This is a genomic window from Algibacter lectus, from assembly GCF_004368925.1.
GTDB classification, from domain to species: domain Bacteria; phylum Bacteroidota; class Bacteroidia; order Flavobacteriales; family Flavobacteriaceae; genus Algibacter; species Algibacter lectus.
Genome location: NZ_SORL01000009.1, coordinates 120,198 through 143,633, shown reverse-complemented (window position 1 = coordinate 143,633; position 23,436 = coordinate 120,198). Strand labels below are relative to the sequence as shown.

Below are 23,436 nucleotides of genomic sequence, written 5' to 3'. Positions count from 1 at the left end.
GAAATGAGAAGAATAGTCCTATTTATTAGTGTTAGTTTCTGTTTTGTACAGGTAAATTATGGGCAATTCATATTTCCTAAGAGTATTGAGCGCGAACATCCGCGTTTAATTTCATCTAAAGTTTCCAAAGAAGATATTCTTCAAAATATAGAAAATTCTAAAGATGTTAAACAATCTTATGAAGCTATAAAAAGCAAGATTTCTAAATATGTAGTGCAGTATAAAACGGATCCAGAATGGTTATCATCTCGTTTCCAAATGTATTGGAATTCTCATGCTACAGATGTTTATGTCGATGGCGAGTTTTATTCGCATGCCAAAGGAAAAGCGCCGGTGCCAACTGTTCGGTTTACGGGGCAAAGAGATTATGTTACCGATTACAAAACGCCGAGTTTAGAAGATTTGAAGCCGTATTTTGAAGATGATCGAGGTTTATTTCTTCAGCATAAAAAAACAAAGACGTGGGAGTGGGTAAAACCATCTAAAACCGGAAGAATTATTGAAAATACTAATGAGAAAATTATGCGTATTGCTCGCGATGCAGCACTGGTTTATTTCATTGAAGGTGATGCAGATTATGCAAAACTAGCTACCCATTTATTCGATGTGTATATGCAAGGTTTGTATTATAGAAATGAGCCTATTGATATGCAAAAAGGGAACGTTCAAAACATTATTGGTTTAACTTCTTTTCAGGTTATTAAAGAAAATATTGTAGATGAATTAACCCAATGTTACGATTTTCTCTACCATTATATTCAAAAGGAACATAAATCTGAAAACGAAATTTACGCAACATCTTTAAAGAAGTTAGCCGAAATAATTATAAAAAATGGCGTTCCAGATAATAACTGGAATTTACACCAAGCCAATTTTGTAATACAAATTGCTTTAGTTTTAGATGAAGATAAAACGTACGCTGATGGCAAAGGCTGTCAATATTATTTAAACCGTGTTTTTAACGAATCGGAAGCTAGACAATGGTCGGTTAAAGATGTTTTAGACTATGGATACAATCAAGATAATGGTGTTTGGAACGAGAGTTCTAGTTACGCATTAAGTGTAGCAAAAGGGTATACGCATTTGGCACGGACCTTGCAAAATGCCTTAGATATTGATGTGATACAGTTTATGCCAGTAATACCTGAAGCTGTCGCGGTTATGCCTCAATATTTATATCCTAATAATTATATTGTTGCTTTTGGCGATTCACATTATGGACCGCTGGAAACAGAACCTTTTTTAGACCTTGTTGCCAATGCGCAACAGTTTAATAACCGTGAGCAGGAGGAAACGTTTACGGCGTTACTTTATATGCTTCAAGATAAAAATGAAGGTGAGCATAAAAGGAATGAAAAAAACTCCATTCACGATATTTTACATAACACTAAAGTACATTTAGATGAAAGCATAGCGCCTGCGAATAAAGGTGATTTTATGACGACTTCCTTTTACGCACCAACGGTAAGTTGGGTGGCTATGCGAAACGGATTAAGTTCAAAGCATGGCTTAATGGTGTCTCAAGTTGGATCTTTAGGAAATCATGCACATTCTAACGGAATTGCCATGGAACTTTATGGTAAAAACTATGTTTTAGCTCCCGAAGGTGGTCGTGGTTCTAGTTATTTTAGACCCGATTATAAAGACTATTATTCGCAATTTCCTGCGCACAATACGGTTTCCGTTAACGGAAAATCGCAGTATAACAAAATGCGTAGCTATTATCCTTTCGAGGTGAAGCGTTTATATCCGGCATCAGAACGTAAAACAGGATATTATCCAAATATTAATTTTTCTGATATTTATTTTAACGAACCTAGTACAAATTCCGATCAAAATCGTGTGATGAGTATTGTGCGTACAGGAGAAACTTCAGGCTATTATATTGATGTGTTTCGATCTAAACAAAATGAAGGAAAAGATGAATATCACGATTATTTCTATCATAATTTAGGTCAGGAATTAAAGTTAACATCCGAAAATGGAGCGCTTTTAAATCTAGTTGAAAGTTCTAAGCTCACATCCAAAGCTGGTAATATTAAAGCTTACGATTATCTATGGGACGAAGTTTCAACCAAAACGAATAACACTTTAAATGCGACCTATAATTTATCTATTGAAGGGGAAGAGCAGGTACATATGAATATGTGGATGCAAGGCAATGAAAACCGTGAGATTTTTAAAGTGAAATCGCCACCTTCTGAAGCTTTTCGTCATGGCATGATTCCGAAGAATATAGAAGAAGCGCCGCTTTTAACAACAGTGGTTAGACAATATGGAGAAGCTTGGAATCGTCCGTTTGTAGCTATATACGAGCCATCAACAACAAGTGAGCCTTCAACAATAAAGCAGGTTGATACCTTTGGAAGTCCTTCAAATAAAAGCTTTGTGGGGTTAAAAATAGAAAGCCTTCAGGATAAAACAGATATTGTGTTTTCATCCGATGTTATTAGTAAATACGCTTTTCAAAACATCAATTTTAACGGCACATTCGGGATGGTGACTTCCGAAGAAAACAAAACAACACTTTTTTTAGGCGCAGGGAAGTTTATTGAGAAAGATGGTTTTTCTATTCAAATTTTAGGTAAAAAATCGGGGGCGGCAACTTTAGTTTATGGCGATAATATGCAATTAACTTGTGATGATGTTATGTTGCTAACCATTCCAGATACTTATAAAAAAGGCGAAGTGGTTTTAACTTTTGGTTTTAAACAATTAAGAGGTGAGCGTTTAAAAATGAATGGTAAAAATGTGGTTAACTTTAAAGTGCCAGCCATGAATTTTCAGGAGGTTTCAATAGGATTAAAATAAAAAATAATGAAGAAAATATTAAAAGATTATAGTTTAGTGTTGCTTTGTTTGATGTTGTTTGTTAGTTGTAAAAAAGCTGAAATAACAACGGTTATTTCTCCTAACGGTATTAATAATATCACATTTTTGAATGATGAAAATAGTGATGAGATAACCTTTTTAGTAAAATATGGAGAGCAAGAGGTTATTCAATCTTCAATATTGGAGTTATTATCTAATGAGATTGATTTTTCTGGTGATTTGTCCATATTAAAAACTGAAATATCCACAGAAAATAACGAGTGGCAACCTAATTTTGCTGAGTTAAGCACAATTACAGACCATTATAATCAAATAAAAATATTTTTAAAATTGGGTGAAGCTCAGGTAAATATTATTGGTAGAGCATACAACGAAGGTGTTGCCTTTGCCTATCAAATTCCGGAGCAACAAAATATTGAAGAAATAGGCTTAGCCGAAAATATTCACTACAATTTTAAGGAAGATTATAACGTTTGGGCTACACCAAAGCGTGGTCCTGGTGTTTTAACGGCGCAAGGTGAGTATAAAAAAATCCCATTATCTATACTCGAAAAAGGTTGTGAGCGTCCGCTTGTAATCGAAATTCACGATAGTTTAAAAATTGCTTTAGCTGAGGCAAAGTTGGTGGATTATGCACGTTTAAGTTTCGATAAAGGGACGTCTTCAAAATATAGTATTCTTTCTAGTTTAGATGGTGAAATGGGGAAACAAGAACAGGATACCATTTCTGGAGCTATCATTTCTAAACGCTTAGAAGTTGGAGCCAAAGTGCATAAAAAATTACCTTTTCAATCGCCATGGCGTGTTGTTATGATGGCGAAAAACGAAGGTGAATTATTAGAGAATAATTATTTAATTCAAAATTTAAATGACCCTTCTGCTATAGCTGATGAATCTTGGATTAAGCCAGGTAAAGTTTTAAGAGAAACCACGCTTACTACACAAGGCGCTTATGCTGCTATCGATTTTGTGGCCGAACATAACATGCAGTATATTATGTTTGATGCGGGTTGGTATGGCGATGAAATGAAGAACAGTTCAGATGCGACAACGGTAACTTTAGACCCAAAAAGATCTAAAGGCCCATTAGATATGGAAGCTGTAACAGCTTATGGAAAAGAAAAAGGCATTGGTTTAATTCTATATATAAACCGTCGTGCTTTAGAAAAGCAAATAGATGAGGTTTTACCATTATTGAAAAAATGGGGTGTTGCCGGAATTAAATACGGTTTTGTTCGTGTAGGTGATCAAGATGCTACGGCATGGATGCACGAGGCTGTGAAAAAAACGGCGCAATATGAAATGATTATTGATGTACACGATGAATATAGACCAACAGGTTTTTCTAGAACGTATCCAAACTTTTTAACTCAAGAAGGTATTCGTGGTGATGAGGAATCTGTTCCTAACGCGCACACCCTTATTAGTATGTTTACACGTACACTTGCTGGTGCATCGGATAATACGGTTTGTTATTATAGTTCTCGAGTAAACACCATGGGGTCGCATGCCTCTCAATTAGCAAAAACGGTTTGTATTTTTAGTCCGTTACAGTTTTTGTATTGGTATGATAAAGCACCATTAGCTCCAGTTAAAGAAGATGGACTTTGGGGAGATACCAAGACTATTGGTAATGAACCGGAATTAGAGTTTTTTGATAGTGTACCAACCACTTGGGACGAAACTAAAGTATTAGAAGCAGAAATTGGAGAGATAGGTGTTATTGCTAGACGAAAAGGAAACGACTGGTATATTGGTGGAATTAATGGGGAAGCGGCACGAAACGTGTTGTTAGATTTTTCTTTTTTAGATGAAAATCAAAGTTACAAAGCTAAATTATATACAGACGACGAGACTATCGAAACTAGAACGCATGTTAAAATAGAGACGATTGAAGTTTCAAATAAATCAAAATTAAATTTAAACGTAAAAAGCAATAACGGCTTTGCTATGCGTATTACTAAACTATAATTAACTAGAATGATGAGTCAAAAATCTATTTTAAAATTATTAACGATATTTCTTTTAATAGGAATTGTTTCCTGTAAATCAAAAGAAAAAAAAGAGGTTGTAGTAGTTAAAAAAGAACTTCCTGCTAAACGACCAAATATTATTTTTATGATGTCTGATGATCATGCATATCAGGCCATTAGTGCGTACAGCAATCATTTAATTGAAACGCCAAATATAGATCGTATTGCAGACGAGGGAATTAAATTCACCAATGCCTGTGTTTCAAACTCTATTTGCGCGCCATCTAGAGCTACTATTTTAACAGGTAAACATTGCCATATTCATGGTAAAGTAGATAACGTATTTCCTTTCGATGAGTCACAAACTACCTTTCCACAGTTAATGCAACAGGCGGGTTACAAAACAGCTATGTTTGGGAAATTACACTTTGGAAACAACCCTAAAGGTGTAGATGAATTTAAAATTTTACCAGGACAAGGACGTTATTACAACCCTATTTTCAATACAAATGATGGACAAATTACGGTTGAAGGTTATGTTACCGACATCATCATGGACATGACTTTAGAATGGTTAGAAAAAAATAAAGACGACGAGCAACCATTCATGTTATTTTCAATGCAAAAAGCACCACATAGAGAGTGGTTGCCAGCACCAAGACATTTTAAAGAATACACTAAAAAAACATTTGTTGAGCCAGAAACGTTGTTCGATGATTACGAAGGTAGAGGTACTGCAGCAAAAACTGCAGAAATGAATTTGTTAAAGCACATGAACTGGGCTGGAGATGCTAAAATTTATCCTGAGCTTATGGCAGAGCTAGGTTTAAAAGATGAGTCTGGTTGGGATTTAGAAGCTTTTGAGCGTGAAGTAGGCGCCATGAATGCAGAACAACGTGCTGTTTGGGATTCTGTTTATCGTCCTGTTATGGAAGATTTCAAAGCCAAATATCCAGAAATGGATGATAAGGAATTAATGAAATGGCGTTACCAACGCTACATGCAAGATTACTTAGGGTGTATTGCATCTGTTGATGAAAATGTTGGGCGTTTGTTAGATTACATGGAAGACTCTGGTTTAGATGAAAATACTATGGTGATTTACACTTCCGATCAAGGATTTTATTTAGGAGAACACGGTTGGTTCGATAAGCGTTTTGTTTATGATGAATCGTTTAAAACACCATTGTTAATTAAATGGCCAAACGTTATTGAGGCTGGAATTACAAACACTGAAATGGTTCAGAATTTAGATTTTGCGCAAACCATTTTAGAAGCTGCTCAAATTGAAGCACCTAGCGATATGCAAGGTGAAAGTTTAGTGCCTCTTTTATTAGGGAATCAAGAAGAATGGACTAGAGAAGCCGTGTATTATCATTATTACGAATACCCTGGTATTCACATGGTGAAAAGACATTATGCCATTATTACACAAGAATATAAGCTAGCACATTTTTATTATGATGTGGATGAATGGGAACTTTACGATCGCAAAAATGATCCACAAGAAATGAAAAATGTTGTAAACGATCCTGCCTATGCCGATGTGGTTGTAAAGCTTAAAAAGCAATTAGTAGAATTACGTGAGCAGTATGGTGATAGTTCAGAATTAGATCAAGAAATTCTTAGAAAATATCTTGAAGCTCAGAACAATCCAGATATTGAAACGGTACCATTGCATTAGAAATAATATTTAAAATATAGAGTCTGAATTTATATTCAGACTTCATAAAACAGAAATCATAAAATAGCTTTTTAGTTAGATGAAATTATCAAAATTAATCCTTTTATTTTTAGTTGGAAGCTCTATTTATGGGCAAAAAGCAACAAGCCATCCAAAACTTTATGCTACTAAATCGGATAAAGCTTCTATAGTTGCTAAAATTAAAAATGAAGCTTGGGCAAAAGCCTCTTGGGAAAACTTGCTTTCTACAATAGATCCGCATGTAAATCGTCATGTTGAAGATCCGGAATGGATAGTTTCTCGATTAGCGATGTATTGGAAAGATGGTGCTCATTTTACACAATGTTATATTAAAAATCAAAACTGGGATTATGGTGAAGGCAATGCGCCATTACCAACCGTGCGTTTACCGGGTATGCGTACTTGGAACGATTATATAAACGTGCCTTTAGAAGATCGAATTCCGTATAGCGAATCGGGAGATTTACTTGGTATTAGCCGTTCTAGTGCCGATAAAACACCTGTTTTAATTCCTTATAAGGAAACCGGACACATGATACGTGCTAATAATATGGAAATATTAACGTTGGCCGAACAAGCTGCGTTTGCTTATTATGTAACCGAAGATGAAAAATATGCTAAGTTTTCTTCAGATATTTTATGGCCGTGGTTATTAGGTACTTATTACATGGAGCCACCTTTAGATCCTAAAAAATCAACAAAAGGACCTGGAGGTTACGAGCCAGGTGGTATTATGGGCTATTATGATTATGAAGTGATTCACGATGATAGACAAATGCCAACTGCTATTGCTTACGATTTTCTTTATGATTATTTAAATGAAAACCCGCACGAGCATTTAAAAGCTATTAATAAAACACCAGCTGATGTTGCAGGTGTTGTTTTTAAACGTTTTATAGATATCGGACTTATTCGCGGTGGAAAAAAAGGAAACTGGAATGTTAACCGTTATAAAAATGTTTTGGGTAGTATGCTTGTTTTGGAGTCTAACGATTTTTATGAAGATGGAAAAGGAAAGGAATATTACGTTCCTTTTTACACTGAAAAATCGAGCGATTACTGTGCAGCCTTACCAGAAATAATGGATTATTACAATACAACAACTGGCTTATGGCCAGAATCTCCAGGCTATGCTTCGTCAATGATTCCTTTGGTTTTAGAAATGGGTGTTAAACTTTATAAATCGGGAATCAATACTTTGGCAGGAAATCCAATTATTTCTAAAGCAGCTTTGGCAAATTTAGGTTGGCTTGATGCTCGCGGAAATTTAGTCGTTTTTGGAGATATGCGTGGTGGTCCTGCAAATATTTCATCTTTTGAGTCTTTATTAACCTACGCGACTTGGGAAGGTGATATGGAAACAGCTGAAAAAATGGCAACCGTAATCCGTAAAAATATAGCTTCTGGTCAGTATGATAGAAATATGTCTAACTGGCAAGGCATAGTTTTAAATCAACCATTACAAGGTTCAGGAAGCGATTTGCCTTTTCACAAAGCAGCGTATTCTCCTTTTCATAAACATATTATTATGAGAAATGGAAATGATGAAAACAACGGTTTAATGTTTACTTTGTATGGAGGGAAATACCAGTCGCATTTGGCAGAAAATGGTTTGGCTATGCAATTCTATGGTAAAGGTTGGGCTTTAGCGCCTGATGCTTCAGCTTACGAATCGTATTGGTCTTCAGATGCAGGTTATCACAGGGGAATTACAGGTTCTAATACTATTGTTCCTGGATATGGAAAAGGTGATATTACCATAAACGCTATGGATCCAGCAGTAGACATTACAAATGGGTTTTATAATACTTCGGAAACATCTCAGAATGTTTCATTTTCTGATGTTTCTGCTGATGAAAAACGACGCTTAGTAGCTATGATTCGTACTTCGGAAACTTCTGGATATTATGTAGATGTTTTTAGATCGGATCAAGCTGATAACGATTATATTCATCATAACTTAGGAAATACCGTTACACTTAAAAACGCATCAAATAAGGCTTTAAACTTGGAGAACGTTGATGATTTAGGTGTAAAATATGATGATAATTATAAGTTCTTCAAAAATCAAAGAAAGGTAAACTATTCCGAAGATTTTAATGCCACTTGGGATATCAACAGCGTATCACCTGCATTACATGTTAACATGTGGATGATGGGGCAAAACAACAGAGCACTTTACTCGGTAGATGCGCCACCAACAACATTACGTAGTGACATTACGCCTGGGCAAGTAAATAAAAGCCCTGATACAACACCAACATTAATTATACGTCAAAACGGAATTAACGGTGCTAAAAATCCGTTTGTATCTGTTTTTGAATCTTATGAAACGGGAGAGAAATCAATTAAAACTATTGAAAAAATAAAAACTTCAGAGCATTTTGTGAGTATCGCTGTAAACTCTAAAAATAGCACACAATATATTTTGAATGCTGCAGATAGTCAGGTTTATCAAACACCTCAAGACATAGAGTTTCAAGGCACATTTGCGGTTGTTTCCGAAGAAAATAATGCGTTTCAATATTTGTATTTAGGAAAAGGAAAATATATCCAAAAAGGCGATTTAAAAATTGAAGCGGTTAATGATACGGTAACAGCAGAATTAAAAATTGAAAATGGTAAATATTTCTATTCTTCTAATCAACCTGTTTTAATTCAACTTAAAAAAGGGAAGTCTAAAACATATCCTGAGGGACAACATATCGAAATTAAATAGCAAAAAAAAGAGTATGAAAATGAGAACGAAATTTTTTTTAATTCCCCTAATGATTGGTATCATGTGTTGTGCTTCAATGTTGCAAGCACAAGAATCTGGACATCCTAGAATTTATGCTACCAATGCCGCTAAAAAGGATTTTTTAAACAGTATAAAATCTATTGAGTGGAAAAAAAGCTTAGTCGATAAGAAAATTGCTAATCTAGAAAAGTATTTAAAGTATGTGGAGAACGACCCAACATGGCTAGTTTCTAGATTACAAATGAATTGGAAAACGAAGCATAATAAAGTGTTTCTAAAAGGTGGGGAGTTTGCTTATTCTGAAGGAACTGCACCTGTACCAACCGTTCGTTTTTCTGGAACACGAGATTGGGCCACCGAATATTCTTCACCTAAATTAGAAGACGTTGAACCTTATTTTGATGATCCTCGTGGTTATTATTTAGCCCATAAAAAAACAAAGAAAAAAGAATGGCTTCACCCATCAAAAATAGGCCACGCCATTGAGGGCACCAACCGCCATATAATGAGTTTGGTTGAAGATGCATCTTTTTTATACTGGGTTACTGGTGATAAAAAATATGCTGAATTTGCAAAGCCAGTTTTCGAAACTTATATAGAAGGCATGTATTACAGAGATGCACCTATCGATTTAGAAAACGGTACACAACAGCGTATTTCTGGCTTGGCCACCTTTGAAGTGATTCATGAAAAAATTCTAATCAGTTTATTAACAACATACGATTTTCTGTATGATTATTTTGAAGATGAAAAAGTAAACTTAGACCATAGTGCAGCGGTATTTCAAAAATGGGGCGATCAAATTATTACTAACGGTATACCAGATAATAACTGGAATCTTTTTCAGGCTCGGTTTTTAACTTACGTCGCTTTAACTTTAGATAATAATGATGCTTACAAAAACGGAAAAGGTCGTGAGTACTTTTTAGACCATACGTTTACTACATCTACAGAACGCCAATTATCAATTGAAGAATCGCTGCTAGTTTACGATCAAGAAAATGGTATGTGGCCGGAGTGCGCTTCATATTCTGTGCATGTTATTACTACTTTACTTAATATTTTTACTTTATTAGATAATTCGACTAACAATAATGAGCTTTCTAAATTTCCTATTATAGAGAAAGCAGCATTAGCATCGTTTCAATATTTATTTCCTAGTGGTTACACGGTAGGTTTTGGCGATTCTAATCATAAAACATTACCTCCAGAAAATTTTGAACTTTTAATTTCAAATTATAGTAAATATAACAATGAAGAAAAAGAAGAGGTTATTTCTGGCTTGTTAGATCAAATGATTTCTAAAGGGGAATATGAGCGTGAGGCAAACGATTTATTTCAATTGTTTTTTTATGTTGATCATTTGAAAAAGGGAGATGCGAACGAAAATGGTTTAGAGAAGTTAACCTCACCAACATTTTACGCATCTAACGTAAGTATGTTTAACCAAAGATTAGGTAAAGGCGATGATGCTATGATGATTTCTACGGCTGGTTCCTTCGGAAACCATTCCCATGTAAATGGTATTTCAATCGAGTTGTTTGCTAATAAATATGCTTTAGGTCTCGATATGGGTAAAGGTTCTAGTTATTGGCATACAGACCATAGAGAATATTATTCTAGATTTCCGGCTCACAATACGGTTGTTGTCGATGGGGTATCAGATTATAATGCCATGCGTGGTTACCATCCTTTTAAATTGGATAATAACTACCCGGAGGTTAGCACAACACCTGCTTTTGATAAGTTAACTTTTTCTAAGGTGTCGTTTTTTGAACCAAAGACAAAAGCAGATCAACAACGCTTTACGGCTCTTATAAAATCGAATAGTAAAAAAGGATATATTTTAGATGTATTTCGATCTAAAAAGCAAGAAGGCGGTACAGAGCGTCACGATTATTTTTATCATAATTTAGGTCAATCACTTCAAATTTTAGATGCCAATTCTAAAGCATTGTCTTTAAAGAGTACAACAGATTTTGGTAGTAAACAAGGCGACATAAAAGCTTATGATTATTTAACGGAAAAGAAAAAAGTAGAAACCTCTAAAGATGTGCAAGCACTTTTTAGGTTAAAAACAAGCGACGCACCAGATAATTTAATGAAAATTTGGATTAAAGGAAGTGTAGACCAAAGTATTTACACGGCTTTGGCTCCAAAATCTAATGTGTTAAAAAGAGGTTCTGGTACGGCACCTGCTGAGGTTATTGGCGATTCTATACAAACTTTAATTGTAAAGCGTAATGCATCAGCTTGGGCAAACCCATTCGCGATGGTTTATAATCCTTATTTCGAAGGTGAAGAAAATCCGGTTAATGCAGTATCATATTCAACTATTAAAGACTATCCAAATACGCAAGTTATTAATGTGTTAATGAATGATAAATCGACTAAGGATCATATCATTCTTAATGCTTCAGAATCTGATATTGTTAAAAATGATGCCCTATATCAAAAAGGATTACTTTCTGTTACAAGACAATCGGAACAAAGTGATAAATTAGAGTTTTTATTCCTTTCAGGAATGTATAAATTTGAAAATAACGGTTGGGATATTGTAGCAGCTGGCGAGCCATTTACTCTATCTATTGAAAAAACAGACCAAGGGTTTAAGTTTCAAACCGATAAAGCAATCACTATAAACATGCCTTTTGTAAAAGGAGACAAACCTGCGGAATTACGTTTATACGAAAATGGTAAATTAGTAGGAAGTCGGAAAGGAACAACCAACCGTAATAGAGACGACCAGTTAGTTTTTAAAATAGAGAAAGGTTATGAAAACGCAGAAATTATATTCGATAAAAATTAAAAATAGATAGACAATGAATTTTAAAAAAGCGCTTTTTACAGTATTAGGTTTAATGATTTTTGCATCATGTAATGGTCAAAATAATCAAGATGTTGTTACTAAAGATGCGATTTACAAAGTGATTAATAACGATTCTTTAATGCTTCGTGTTTATTTTCCTGATAACTTTAAAAAGAAGAAAAAATATCCAACTATAGTTTTCTTTTTTGGAGGCGGATGGAATGGCGGAACTATTACGCAGTTTGAAGATCAATCTAAATATTTTGCATCGCGAGGTATGGTGACTGCGGTGGTAGATTATCGTGTAAAAAGCCGTAATAAAACCACACCTTTTGATGCTGTAAAAGATGCGAAGTCGGCTATGCGCTATTTAAAAATTCATGCCAAAGACTTCGGAATCGATACCAAGAAAATGGTGGCTTCTGGAGGGTCTGCAGGAGGACATTTAGCAGCTGCAACAACATTGCTTCCGGGTTTAAATGAATCTACAGATGATCTTTCTGTAAGTCCCAAAGCGACTGCTTTAATCTTGTTTAACCCAGTAATAGATAATGGCGAAGGTGGTTATGGTTACGAGCGTATTGGCGATCGTTATATGGAAATTTCACCAATGCATAATATTACAAAAGGCGCACCACCAACTATTTTCTTTTTAGGAGATAATGATAAACACATACCGGTTGCAACAGGAAAAGAATATAAATATAGAATGGAAGCGGTAGGAAGTCGATGTGATCTTTTTATATATGAAGGGCAAGAACATGGTTTTTTTAATAAGTCTAAAAAGAAAGGTAAATATTACTATGAAACGGTTTATGAAGCCGATTTGTTTTTACAATCGCTGGGCTATTTAAAAGGAAAAGCAACAATAACTAAAGCTGAAAATTAAGATGAAAAAACTAAGTGTAATTGTAATATTTTTTGTTTTTATGATGTCTTGTTCGTCGACCACGGACATTACGGAAATTTATGTATCTCAAAATGAAGTCGCAAATGCAAACGGAAGTAAGGATGCGCCTTTTTCAAATATTTCTGAAGCTATAAAAAAAGCAAATGAAATAAAATCGGCTAATACGGAAGCTAAGGTTGTTATTAATATTTTACCGGGAACATATCGTTTATCGGAAGCTATAAAAATACCGGCCTCATTAAGTGGTTTAACGATAAAAGGAGCAGGTGCTTCGGAAGTTAGTATAAAAGGGTCTCAGGTTTTAGAGGCTAAATGGAAGACTTTTAGCAATAATATTTTTGTAACCGACATTCCTGCAGGTTTAGATTTCGATCAGTTTTTAGTAAACGGAAAACCACAAATTTTAGCACGTTATCCAAATTATGATGAGAGTGCTCAATATTGGCAAGGTTATGCTGCCGATGCTATTTCTAAAGAGCGTGTTGCAACTTGGGCAAATCCTGAAGGCGCAATTTTTAATGCATTACACAACGGAAGATGGGGAGGTTTTCATTTTGAAATTACAGGAGTTAATGATGATGGAACACCTGTTTTAAGTGGAGGTCAGCAAAACAATAGAGGTTCAAAACCGCATGAAGAATACCGTATGGTAGAAAATGTGTTTGAAGAACTTGATAGTGCAGGCGAGTGGTTTTTAGATAAAAAACGAAATAAATTATTCTATTGGCCAGAAAGTATAAGTGCTATTAACGATTTAAATCTTGAAGTGTCAGTATTAAAAGATTTAATTCAAGTGGTTGGAACTTTGGGAAATCCTGTAAAAGATGTTACCATTTCGGGTATTAAATTCGAAAATACTACACGTACATTTATGGAAGATTTCGAGCCGTTATTACGTAGCGATTGGACTATTTACCGTGGGGCTGTTGTCTTTTTTGAAGGCACTGAAAACTGTAAAGTAGAACATAGTGAATTTACCAATTTAGGAGGTAACGTTATTATGGCGAGTAAATATAATAAAGGACTAGAAATTAAAGATAATTATATTCACGATTGTGGAGCAAGTGCTGTTTCATTTGTTGGTGATGTGTCGGCTGTAAGATCGCCAGCTTTAACTTATAGAGAGTTTGTGCCTGTTGCAGAAATGGATACTGTTTCTGGACCTAAAGGTGAATTGTATCCGCGTGAATGTTTAGTGGATAACAATTTAATTCACCGTATTGGTCGTGTTGAAAAACAAACGGCCGGTGTGCAAATTGCTATGGCGATGGATATTACGGTGAGTCGTAATAGTATTTACGATGTACCAAGAGCAGGTATTAATATTGGAGATGGTACTTGGGGCGGACATATTTTAGAGTTTAACGATGTCTTTAATACTGTTTTAGAAACTAGCGATCATGGTTCGTTTAACTCATGGGGAAGAGATCGTTTTTGGCATCCAAACCGTGGTATTATGGATAGTTTAACCACAGCTAATGCAGATATGCCAAAATGGGACGCCATAAAAACGACTATTATTAGAAATAATCGTTTTCGTTGCGATCATGGTTGGGATGTTGATTTAGACGATGGTTCATCGAATTATCATATTTATAACAATTTGATGCTAAATAGCGGATTAAAACTGCGTGAAGGTTTTAATCGTGTTGCCGAAAATAATATTATGGTGAATAATTCTCTGCATCCACATGTTTGGTTTGTTAATAGTGAAGATGTTTTTAAACATAATATTGTTCAAAAAAGCTATCAAGATGTAAGATTGTCTGGTTGGGGAAAAGAGATGGATTACAACTTTTTTCCGAATGAAGAATCGATGTTGAAAGCACAAATTTATAATAGAGATTTACACAGTGCTTTTGGCGATCCGATGTTTAAAGATCCAGCATCATTAGATTTTTCGGTTGCTGAAAATTCGCCAGCATTAAAAATAGGTTTCAAAAACTTTCCTATGGATCAATTTGGAGTTCAGAATGCAGAGTTGAAAAAAATGGCCAAAACTCCAGAAATTCCAGTGATGCGAGATCCTTCCGAAGAAAATAAAAAAGGAACTCTTGTTGTGGCTTGGTTACGTAACGACTTAAAAAGTGTAGAATCTGAGCAAGAACAATCGGCTTATGGTTTAAATACTCCAGAAGGTGTTATTCTTTTAAAAGTTTGGTCGGGTAGCCCTGCTGTGAAAAATAACGGACTTAAAAAAGGCGATGTGATTCTTGAGGCTGACGGTAAAAAGGTGAAAACTGTAAAAGACTTTTTTCAAATTAATGTTGAAAATAAAACGAATAAATTAGACTTGGTTATTATGCGTAATCAATCGGAAAAGAAAATAACTATAAACACTAAATAAAAGAAAATGAAAAATTTAAACAAAATACTATTGCTAGCATTGGTGGTTGCATTAAACACTAATGTGGGTTTTGCTCAAAGTTCCAGCAAGAAAAAATTGTCTGATGACGAGCGTATGGAATGGTGGCGCGATTCTAAATTCGGTATGTTTATCCATTGGGGAGCGTATTCTATCATTGGTGGAGAACGTGGTACAAAAATAGCTGGAGGTGGTGCTGAGTGGGCCATGGATAAGTTAGATTACACCGTTAAAGATTACGAGAAATTTCCAGAAATGTTTAATCCTGTTATGTTTGATGCCGATGCCTGGGTAAGTATGGCTAAAAATGCTGGGATGAAGTATATTGTATTGACTTCTAAGCACCATGAAGGTTTTGGATTATGGGATTCTAAAGTGTCTGATTATGATGTTATGGATACGGCACCTTTTAAGCGTGATATTGTGAAAGAACTATCTGAAGCTTGTAAAAAACAAGGTATTAAATTTTGTTTATACTATTCTATCGTAGATTGGCACCATCCACAAGCACAAGGAAACTTGTATCCAAATTACAACATTGCACAGCATGATGATCCATCGGTTGTAAATCCAAAATTTCCAGAGTATTTTAAAAACTATATGAAACCTCAGGTTAAAGAACTTTTATCTAACTATGGAGATATTGGTGTGGTTTGGTTTGATGGAGATTGGATTTCTGATTATACTACCGAAATGGGAAAAGAACTTTACAGTTTTATTCGTGATATTCAGCCTAACACTATTGTAAATAATAGAGTTGATAAAGGTAGAACAGGAATGGATGGGATGAACAATAAACCAGGACAATTTGCTGGAGATTTTGGAACACCAGAGCAAGAAATTCCAGATACAGGAATTGATTCGGATTGGGAAGCTTGTATGACTATGAATGGGTCTTGGGGTTACAAACCATCGGATAATAACTGGAAAAGTAGTGAAGATTTAATTGAGAAATTAGTAGATATCGTTTCTAAAGGTGGTAACTTCTTATTAAACATTGGCCCTGATGGTTTTGGTAGATTTCCTGCTGAAAGTATTAGACGTTTAAATGCTATGGGAGAATGGACTAAAATAAACGGTGAAGCTGTTTATGGTGCTTCTGCAAGTCCTTTTGAAAAACCAAAATGGGGACGCTATACTAAAAAAGGTAATGTTATCTATGCTCATGTTTTCGATTGGCCAAAAGATGGTGTATTAAAATTAAATAAAGAAATAAAAGTTAAAAAAGCAACGTTATTATCAGCTCCTGGTAAAACATTAAATGCTTTAGCAACATCTAGAGATGTATTAGTAGATGTGCCAATGTTAGCACCAGACGCTACGGTTTCTGTTGTTAAAATTGAGTTAGCAAACTAATTGAAGTATTAAGTAGATTATATAGTGATTAATAGACATACAACCTTCGGGTTGTTTGTCTGTTTAAACTAGTAAAACATAAAATATATAAAAGATGAATGTTTACAAGGCGTTAATAATTTTTACAATTGCTTTTACATTAAATGTTGGTGTTGGATTTGCTCAAACCATTCCTTATGAAAAACCAGAATGGGGGGCATATACTGAAGGTGAAGAAGGTTTTTTAATGGCACATGTTGTTAATTGGCCAGAAAATGGTAAACTAATTATAGATAGAGCCATTAAACCAAGAGAGGCGAGATTACTTTCTGATCCTGATAAAAAAATAAAAATAAAATTGATTGATGATAAATTAACTGTTTTATTACCTGAAAAGGCACCTAGCTCTCAAATTTCAGTTGTTAAAATTCAATTAATACCTAATGATGATTGGGCAAATTTTGGAAGGTACAGAAAAGCAAATAAAGAATTGAAAGCACCAACTAAAAAGGAAAATAGAGTGGTGTTTATGGGGAACTCTATCACCGAAAAATGGGTGATGTTTCATGCCGATTTCTTCACTGAAAACAATTATGTAGGTCGTGGTATTAGCGGGCAAACTTCATCTCAAATGCTGTTAAGGTTTAAGCCCGATGTGGTTAATTTAAATCCGAAAGCTGTAGTGATACATGCAGGAACTAATGATATTGCAGGAAATAGAGGACCTATTTCTATCGCAGAAATTGCAGATAATATTTTTTCAATGGCCGAAATTGCTAAAGCCAATAACATAAAAGTAGTTTTAGCTTCTGTACTTCCTGCTAGTAGCTATTCTTGGAGTCCATCGGTAGAACCTATAGAAAAAATTAGCGAACTTAATAGTTTAATTAAAGCATATGCTAAAAAGAACAATATTGTGTATTTAGATTATTACACATCAATGGTAAATGCAGATAAAGGTTTAATAAAGGCGTATGGTAGAGATACGGTACATCCAAATTTAGATGGTTATGCTGTTATGGAACCTTTGGTTAAAGCCGCTATAAGGAAGGCTTTGAAAAGGTAGTATTATCAAATTAGTAGTTTAGACTAATAATATATATTAGTTATATTAAAAAAACATGATTGTTACAACATTTGTAATGGTCATGTTTTTTTTTGCTTAAAAAGCAATGAAAATTTCAAAACACACAGTGTATAAAATTACTTACTGTTTAAAGTACGAATTTTATATTAATTAATATCTATTCGTAATCTTAAACATAAATATCATATTCTTTATTTTTTTTAGATAAAAAATAGCATTTATCTAATATATAGGGGGTTATCTAAGTAAAACGGTTATAATTTATATTGAAAAAGTTATAATTAATACTTGCGTATCTACAATAAGTGTAGGTTTAACCTTTATTTTAACTATAAGTGTAGGATCGCCCTTTATTTAGGTTAATTAATTACTAATCAATAAAATATAAGATATGAGAAAGAACAACTAAAAACTAACCAACTAATACAAAACCAAAAAAGTATTCAACTAACTTTATTAAACAAAACAATATGAATAAAATTTATTCTTTAATTCATCTATTTCGTCCTTTTAAACACAGGGGAATTAAGATGATTAAATCAATATTAATATGTACTTCCTTTATTGTCAGTGGTTATGCTAACGCAAAAACTCCATTTCTAACCACTATGACAGAGCTAACCGAAAAAGAAGATAAAATAGATCTTAAAGATTATCAACAAATTGAAGTGTCAGGAATCGTTCTTGACGAAAAAGGGATACCAATACCCGGTGTTAATATACTCGTTCAAGGTACAAACAGAGGTACACAAACAGATTTTGATGGCAATTTTAAATTAATTGCAAAAAAAGGAGAAGTTCTGGTTGTTTCTTCAATAGGCTTTAAAACTCAAGAAATTAAAATAGGAAATTTTACAAGTTTAAACATTACAATGATAGAAGACCTTACTGGGTTAGATGAAGTTGTTGTAGTTGGGTTTGGTACGCAAACGAAAGAAGCTTTGGTGGGAGCTGTATCTACTGTTAAACCTGAAGATTTAAAAATACCATCGAGTAATTTAACGGCCTCTTTTGCTGGTCGGGTTCCAGGAGTTATTGCTTTTCAAAGTTCAGGTGAACCTGGGGGCGGATCTGATAATGCAGAGTTTTTTATTAGGGGTGCAACTACTTTTGGAGCTTATTCTTCTCCGTTAATATTAATAGATAATATAGAATTAACAGCAGACGATTTAGCTAGAATATCACCAGATGATATTGAAAGTTTTTCTGTATTTAAAGATGCGACAGCAACTGCTATTTATGGAGCTAGAGGGGCCAATGGTGTTATAGCTGTTAAAACGAAAACAGGCGAATTAGGAAAGCCAAGAGTATCTGTTAGGTATGAAACTACTTATTCTCAGGCTACTCAGAATTTAGAAATAGCAGACCCACTGGAATATTTAAGATTACATATGGACGCTGTTAATACTAGAAATGTGTCGCCAAATAGAAATGATAGGCTACCGTATTTACAAAACAAGATAGACAATACTCTTGCTGGTAACATTAATCCTTTTGTTTATCCTGTTACAAATTGGCAAGATGAGTTGTTGCAAGATTTTACTAAGAATCAAAGATTAAATTTTAGTGTTTCTGGAGGAGGAAAAGTAGCTAGGTATTATGTGTCTGGTTCTGTTGCTCAAGATAATGGGATACTAAAAGTTGATAATCAAGCAAATTATAACAATAACATTGATAATAAAGTTTATAATTTAAGATCTAATGTTAATATAGATTTAACTTCTAGCACAGAATTGATAGTGAATTTAAATGCTACTGTTGATGATTATAGAGGTCCTGTGCCAACAGGAAACCAAGTATATAACATGATTAATAGAACTAATCCAGTAAGGTACCCAGCTTATTACGAAGCTGATGAGGCTAACCAATTTACAGAGCATCTTTTGTTTGGTAATGTGGATACTGGAGATGGAGAGTTAGCCGGCTATTTAAATCCTTATGCCGAATTAGTAAGGGGGTATCGTGACTATAGTAGATCTGTAAATGTTTTAAGTTTACAAGTTAAGCAAGACTTAGGAGGTATTGTTGAGGGGCTTAAATGGAGAGCTTTGGGGAATATTACAAGTACGTCTTCTTATAATATTACAAGGGAATATGAGCCTTATTATTATGCTATTGGAGATACTGATTATAATAGAGCGAATAATACATACACATTAACGAGTCTTAACCCAGATTCGGGAACAGAGTATTTAAATTTTACAGAGAATGAAGACTCTAGAGTTGTTAATAGAAATATCTATTTTGAGTCTGCATTAAACTATGATAGAACTTTTAATGATAAACATGCTGTTAGCGGCTTGCTAGTTGGTATTTTAAGAGAATCTGTTGATGGAAATGCGGATGATTTGCAGGCATCACTTCCTAGTAGAAACGTCGGTTTATCTGGCCGTTTTACTTATAGCTTTGATAGAAGGTATTTTATAGAAGGGAATTTTGGTTATAATGGATCAGAACGTTTTGCTGAAAAAAACAGGTATGGTTTCTTTCCGTCTGTTGGAGCGGCATGGGTAATATCTAATGAGAACTTTTTTGATAATGTAGATTTAATAAGTAGGCTTAAATTAAGAGGGTCTTATGGCGTAGTTGGTAATGCTAATATTGGAAATCGTAATGATAGGTTTTTCTATTTATCTAATGTTAATTTAAACGATTCAGGGGCAGGAGCCCAATTTGGAACGTTTGGTCAAGAATCTAGTGCAGGTGTTAGTATCAGTAGATATGAAAACCCACATATTTCCTGGGAAAGAGCCTATAAGCAAAACTATGGTTTAGAAATAAACCTTCTTAAAGATGCTATTCAATTGCAAGCCGAGTATTTTAAACAAACAACAACTGATATTTTACAAACTCGTTCGGATATACCTTCCTTTTTAGGTTTACAAGCATCTCCGGTTGCAAATTTAGGTGAAGGAAAATCCAATGGTTTTGAGTTTACACTATTGGTAAATCACAATTTCAATAAAGACTGGTGGTTACAGGCGACTGCAAATTTTGTAAAAACTAGTAGTGAATATACTGTATATGAGGAGTCTGATTTATCTGCAACACCTTGGTTGTCTAAATTAGGAAACCCTTTCAATCAGGCTTATGGTTTAGTTGCAGAGCGTTTATTTATCGATGATGCGGATGTGGCTAATTCACCAGAACAGCAATTTGGTGAAGTTATGCCCGGAGATATAAAGTATACTGATATCAATGGTGATGGTATTGTGTCTAATTTAGATATAGTTCCAATTGGAGAGCCTACTCAAGCTGAAGTAAGTTATGGTTTCGGATTTTCCGTAGGATACAAGAACCTTGATATATCGGCATTTTTTGCAGGTTTAGATAATGTATCCTTTTTTATTGATTCAGCAGGAATAACACCATTTGCGGATACTGATGCTAATGGAGATTATTTACCAGATGCTATTTCTGAAAATCAAATTTTACAAGCTTTTGCTTATAGTCACTGGTCTGAAGAGAACCAAGATCTTTATGCTTTATGGCCACGCTTATCTACTTATGCTGTACAGAACAATAACCAAACAAGTAGTTGGTGGATGAGAGATGGAGCATTTATGAGATTAAAATCCTTAGAAATCGGGTATAATTTTAAACCAGAAAATGGAGCTGTATTCGGACAGGCAAGTGTGCGTCTATATCTCAGTGGAACAAATTTAGTGCATTGGAGTAAATTCAAACTTTGGGACCCAGAATTAAGAGGGAATGGATTAAATTATCCTTTACAGAAAACGGTGAACATTGGAGCTAGAGTTAATTTATAAAAAAAAAGAAAATGAAGAAAACGAATAAAATTATATATTCTATAATATTCATATGTATAATGTCATGTGATTCTTATATTGATATAGTACCAGATAACGTAGCTACTTTCGATTTGGTTTTTAATAATAGAGCGAATGCTAAGAAATTCTTTTATACATTATATGGTTATTTACCACATTTTTCTGATGTAAATAGTAATATTGGATTAGTAGGCGGAGATGAGGTTTGGACACATCAAACTTGGGATGGAATGCGACTTTCTATCGGAGAACAATCAAAAGCAAATCCAATATATAATCTATGGGGAAACGGAGGTCGTTTAGAGCCGCATGTAGCATTGAGAGATTGTAATATTTTCCTAAATAGAATTAGCGATGTTAGGGATATGACCGAAGATGAAAAAACAAGATGGATTGCGGAAGTTAAATTTTTAAAGGCTTATTATCATTTTTATTTATTAAAAATGTATGGTCCTATTCCTATTATCGATGAAAATATTGAGGTAAGTGAAGATGTTATTTCTGTACGTATAGAAAGGGATGGGGTCGATGATGTTGTAGATTATATTGTATCTGTTTTAGATGAGGCAATAGAAAATTTACCACCACGCATAACTTTGGAAGGTGAAGAGCTAGGTAGAGCAACTAAGCCAATTGCTGCGATGTTAAAAGCAAAAGTTTTAGCTTTTAGTGCGAGCCCTTTAGTAAATGGTAATTCGGTATACTCATCTTGGACTAATAATGCAGGAACACCATATATAAATCAAACGTATGATGCTAATAAATGGACTTTAGCTGCAGATGCTTGCAGAGAAGCAATAGACTTAGCACACGAAGCAGGTAACAATTTATATAAGTTTTCAACAGCATACAATTTATCAGAGGAGACGATAACAAAAATGAATCTTAGAGGCGCCATCACAGATAGATGGAATAATGAGATTATTTGGGGGCAAGCTAACCCAACCACAAATACAATTCAAAATAATAGTTTTGCAAGGATTGACGATGAATTTTCAGGTTCAAGTTCAGGGCAGGTCAACTCTTATTATTCTATACCATTGCATATGGCAGAAATATTTTATTCTAAAAATGGAGTGCCTATAGAAGAAGATAATTCTTATGATTATAGTAGTAGATTCGACTTAAAAACCGGAGATGAAGCTAATAAGTTTTATGTTAAACAAGGGTATGAAACAATTGGTTTACATTTAGATAGAGAATCTAGGTTTTATGCCTCTTTAGCGGGAGATGGTATTCTATCTTATGATGTAAATAATGAAGCAGATGACACTAGTTTATTTGTTGTAGATGCCAAGAATGGTGGTATGGCAGGTTACCTTAATGAAAGACAATTTAACCAAACAGGATATTGGCCAAAAAAATTAGTGCACTATAAATCAGCAATAGGAAATAATAGTTTTACTGCTGAAAATTATTCATGGCCAGTATATAGATTAGCAGATTTATATTTATTGTATGCAGAATGCTTAAATGAGGTATCAGGGCCGGTTGCAGAGGTTTTTCAATATGTTGATGATGTAAGAGAAAGATCTGGATTAGACGGAGTTCAAGCTTCTTGGACCGCGTCTTCAAATAATCCAACAAAGCCAAGTACAAAAGAAGGTTTAAGAGAAATAATCCATCAAGAACGTTCAATAGAACTAGCCTTTGAAGGACACCGTTTTTGGGACTTAAGAAGATGGTTTAAAGCTCATGTTTTATTGAATAGTACTTCAATGAGAGGATGGAGTTATGAAAAAGCAACGGCAGAAACTTTTTATAACCAAGTAGAATATGGTGTTACAGAATTTTCAATAAGAGATTATTTTTGGCCTATAGCCGAAGATGATATACTAGCAAACCCAAATTTAGATCAGGCTTTTGGTTGGTAATTAAAATTAGTATGA

The 23,436-nt window shown here is 34.3% G+C and carries 11 protein-coding genes; all 11 read left to right on the top strand.

The annotated features are described in order from the left end of the window. The first annotated feature begins 3 nt into the window (after window positions 1–3). The 11 genes from DFQ06_RS13180 to DFQ06_RS13130 all read left to right on the top strand — a co-directional run bounded on the left by DFQ06_RS13180 (window position 4) and on the right by DFQ06_RS13130 (window position 23,421). Window positions 4–2,811, top strand: a complete 2,808-nt coding sequence (locus DFQ06_RS13180) for an endo-acting ulvan lysase-like protein (RefSeq protein WP_133968145.1) — start codon at window positions 4–6, stop codon at window positions 2,809–2,811. A gap of 6 nt (window positions 2,812–2,817) precedes the next feature. Then, window positions 2,818–4,803 carry a glycoside hydrolase family 97 protein gene (locus DFQ06_RS13175; protein WP_133968143.1) on the top strand — a complete coding sequence of 662 codons (1,986 nt, stop codon included), beginning with the start codon at window positions 2,818–2,820 and terminating at the stop codon, window positions 4,801–4,803. Window positions 4,804–4,812: 9 nt separating this feature from the next. Further along, entirely contained in the window at window positions 4,813–6,489 is a 1,677-nt protein-coding gene (locus DFQ06_RS13170) for a sulfatase family protein (RefSeq protein WP_206672770.1), read from the top strand. A 79-nt stretch (window positions 6,490–6,568) separates the two neighbouring features. Then, window positions 6,569–9,229, top strand: coding sequence for an endo-acting ulvan lysase-like protein (locus DFQ06_RS13165; protein WP_133968141.1), 2,661 nt, complete (start codon window positions 6,569–6,571; stop codon window positions 9,227–9,229). Between the two features lie 19 nt (window positions 9,230–9,248). Continuing rightward, on the top strand, window positions 9,249–12,059 hold the full coding sequence (locus tag DFQ06_RS13160; RefSeq protein ID WP_133968139.1) for a heparinase II/III domain-containing protein: 2,811 nt from the start codon (window positions 9,249–9,251) through the stop codon (window positions 12,057–12,059). 13 nt (window positions 12,060–12,072) lie between these two features. After that, the gene (locus DFQ06_RS13155; protein ID WP_235833542.1) at window positions 12,073–12,948 is read left to right on the top strand and encodes an alpha/beta hydrolase; all 876 of its coding nucleotides are present in this window, start codon (window positions 12,073–12,075) and stop codon (window positions 12,946–12,948) included. A 1-nt stretch (window position 12,949) separates the two neighbouring features. Continuing rightward, window positions 12,950–15,316 carry a PDZ domain-containing protein gene (locus DFQ06_RS13150; protein ID WP_133968137.1) on the top strand — a complete coding sequence of 789 codons (2,367 nt, stop codon included), beginning with the start codon at window positions 12,950–12,952 and terminating at the stop codon, window positions 15,314–15,316. A gap of 6 nt (window positions 15,317–15,322) precedes the next feature. Beyond that, on the top strand, window positions 15,323–16,690 hold the full coding sequence (locus DFQ06_RS13145; protein ID WP_133968135.1) for an alpha-L-fucosidase: 1,368 nt from the start codon (window positions 15,323–15,325) through the stop codon (window positions 16,688–16,690). Window positions 16,691–16,784: 94 nt separating this feature from the next. Then, window positions 16,785–17,735, top strand: a complete 951-nt coding sequence (locus DFQ06_RS13140; RefSeq protein ID WP_235833541.1) for an SGNH/GDSL hydrolase family protein — start codon at window positions 16,785–16,787, stop codon at window positions 17,733–17,735. A 629-nt stretch (window positions 17,736–18,364) separates the two neighbouring features. Next, on the top strand, window positions 18,365–21,526 hold the full coding sequence (locus tag DFQ06_RS13135) for a SusC/RagA family TonB-linked outer membrane protein (protein ID WP_133968322.1): 3,162 nt from the start codon (window positions 18,365–18,367) through the stop codon (window positions 21,524–21,526). Between the two features lie 11 nt (window positions 21,527–21,537). Continuing rightward, window positions 21,538–23,421 (top strand): RagB/SusD family nutrient uptake outer membrane protein, encoded by a 1,884-nt coding sequence (locus DFQ06_RS13130; RefSeq protein ID WP_074937731.1) that lies wholly within the window; start codon window positions 21,538–21,540, stop codon window positions 23,419–23,421. The last annotated feature ends 15 nt before the right edge of the window (window positions 23,422–23,436 follow it).

Excerpts from the sequence above, each read along its gene's own strand:
- DFQ06_RS13180 (WP_133968145.1), top strand. The coding sequence starts at position 4 with ATGAGAAGAATAGTCCTATTTATTAGTGTTAGTTTCTGTTTTGTACAG.
- DFQ06_RS13175 (WP_133968143.1), top strand. The coding sequence starts at position 2,818 with ATGAAGAAAATATTAAAAGATTATAGTTTAGTGTTGCTTTGTTTGATG.
- DFQ06_RS13170 (WP_206672770.1), top strand. The coding sequence starts at position 4,813 with ATGATGAGTCAAAAATCTATTTTAAAATTATTAACGATATTTCTTTTA.
- DFQ06_RS13165 (WP_133968141.1), top strand. The coding sequence starts at position 6,569 with ATGAAATTATCAAAATTAATCCTTTTATTTTTAGTTGGAAGCTCTATT.
- DFQ06_RS13160 (WP_133968139.1), top strand. The coding sequence starts at position 9,249 with ATGAGAACGAAATTTTTTTTAATTCCCCTAATGATTGGTATCATGTGT.
- DFQ06_RS13155 (WP_235833542.1), top strand. The coding sequence starts at position 12,073 with ATGAATTTTAAAAAAGCGCTTTTTACAGTATTAGGTTTAATGATTTTT.
- DFQ06_RS13150 (WP_133968137.1), top strand. The coding sequence starts at position 12,950 with ATGAAAAAACTAAGTGTAATTGTAATATTTTTTGTTTTTATGATGTCT.
- DFQ06_RS13145 (WP_133968135.1), top strand. The coding sequence starts at position 15,323 with ATGAAAAATTTAAACAAAATACTATTGCTAGCATTGGTGGTTGCATTA.
- DFQ06_RS13140 (WP_235833541.1), top strand. The coding sequence starts at position 16,785 with ATGAATGTTTACAAGGCGTTAATAATTTTTACAATTGCTTTTACATTA.
- DFQ06_RS13135 (WP_133968322.1), top strand. The coding sequence starts at position 18,365 with ATGACAGAGCTAACCGAAAAAGAAGATAAAATAGATCTTAAAGATTAT.
- DFQ06_RS13130 (WP_074937731.1), top strand. The coding sequence starts at position 21,538 with ATGAAGAAAACGAATAAAATTATATATTCTATAATATTCATATGTATA.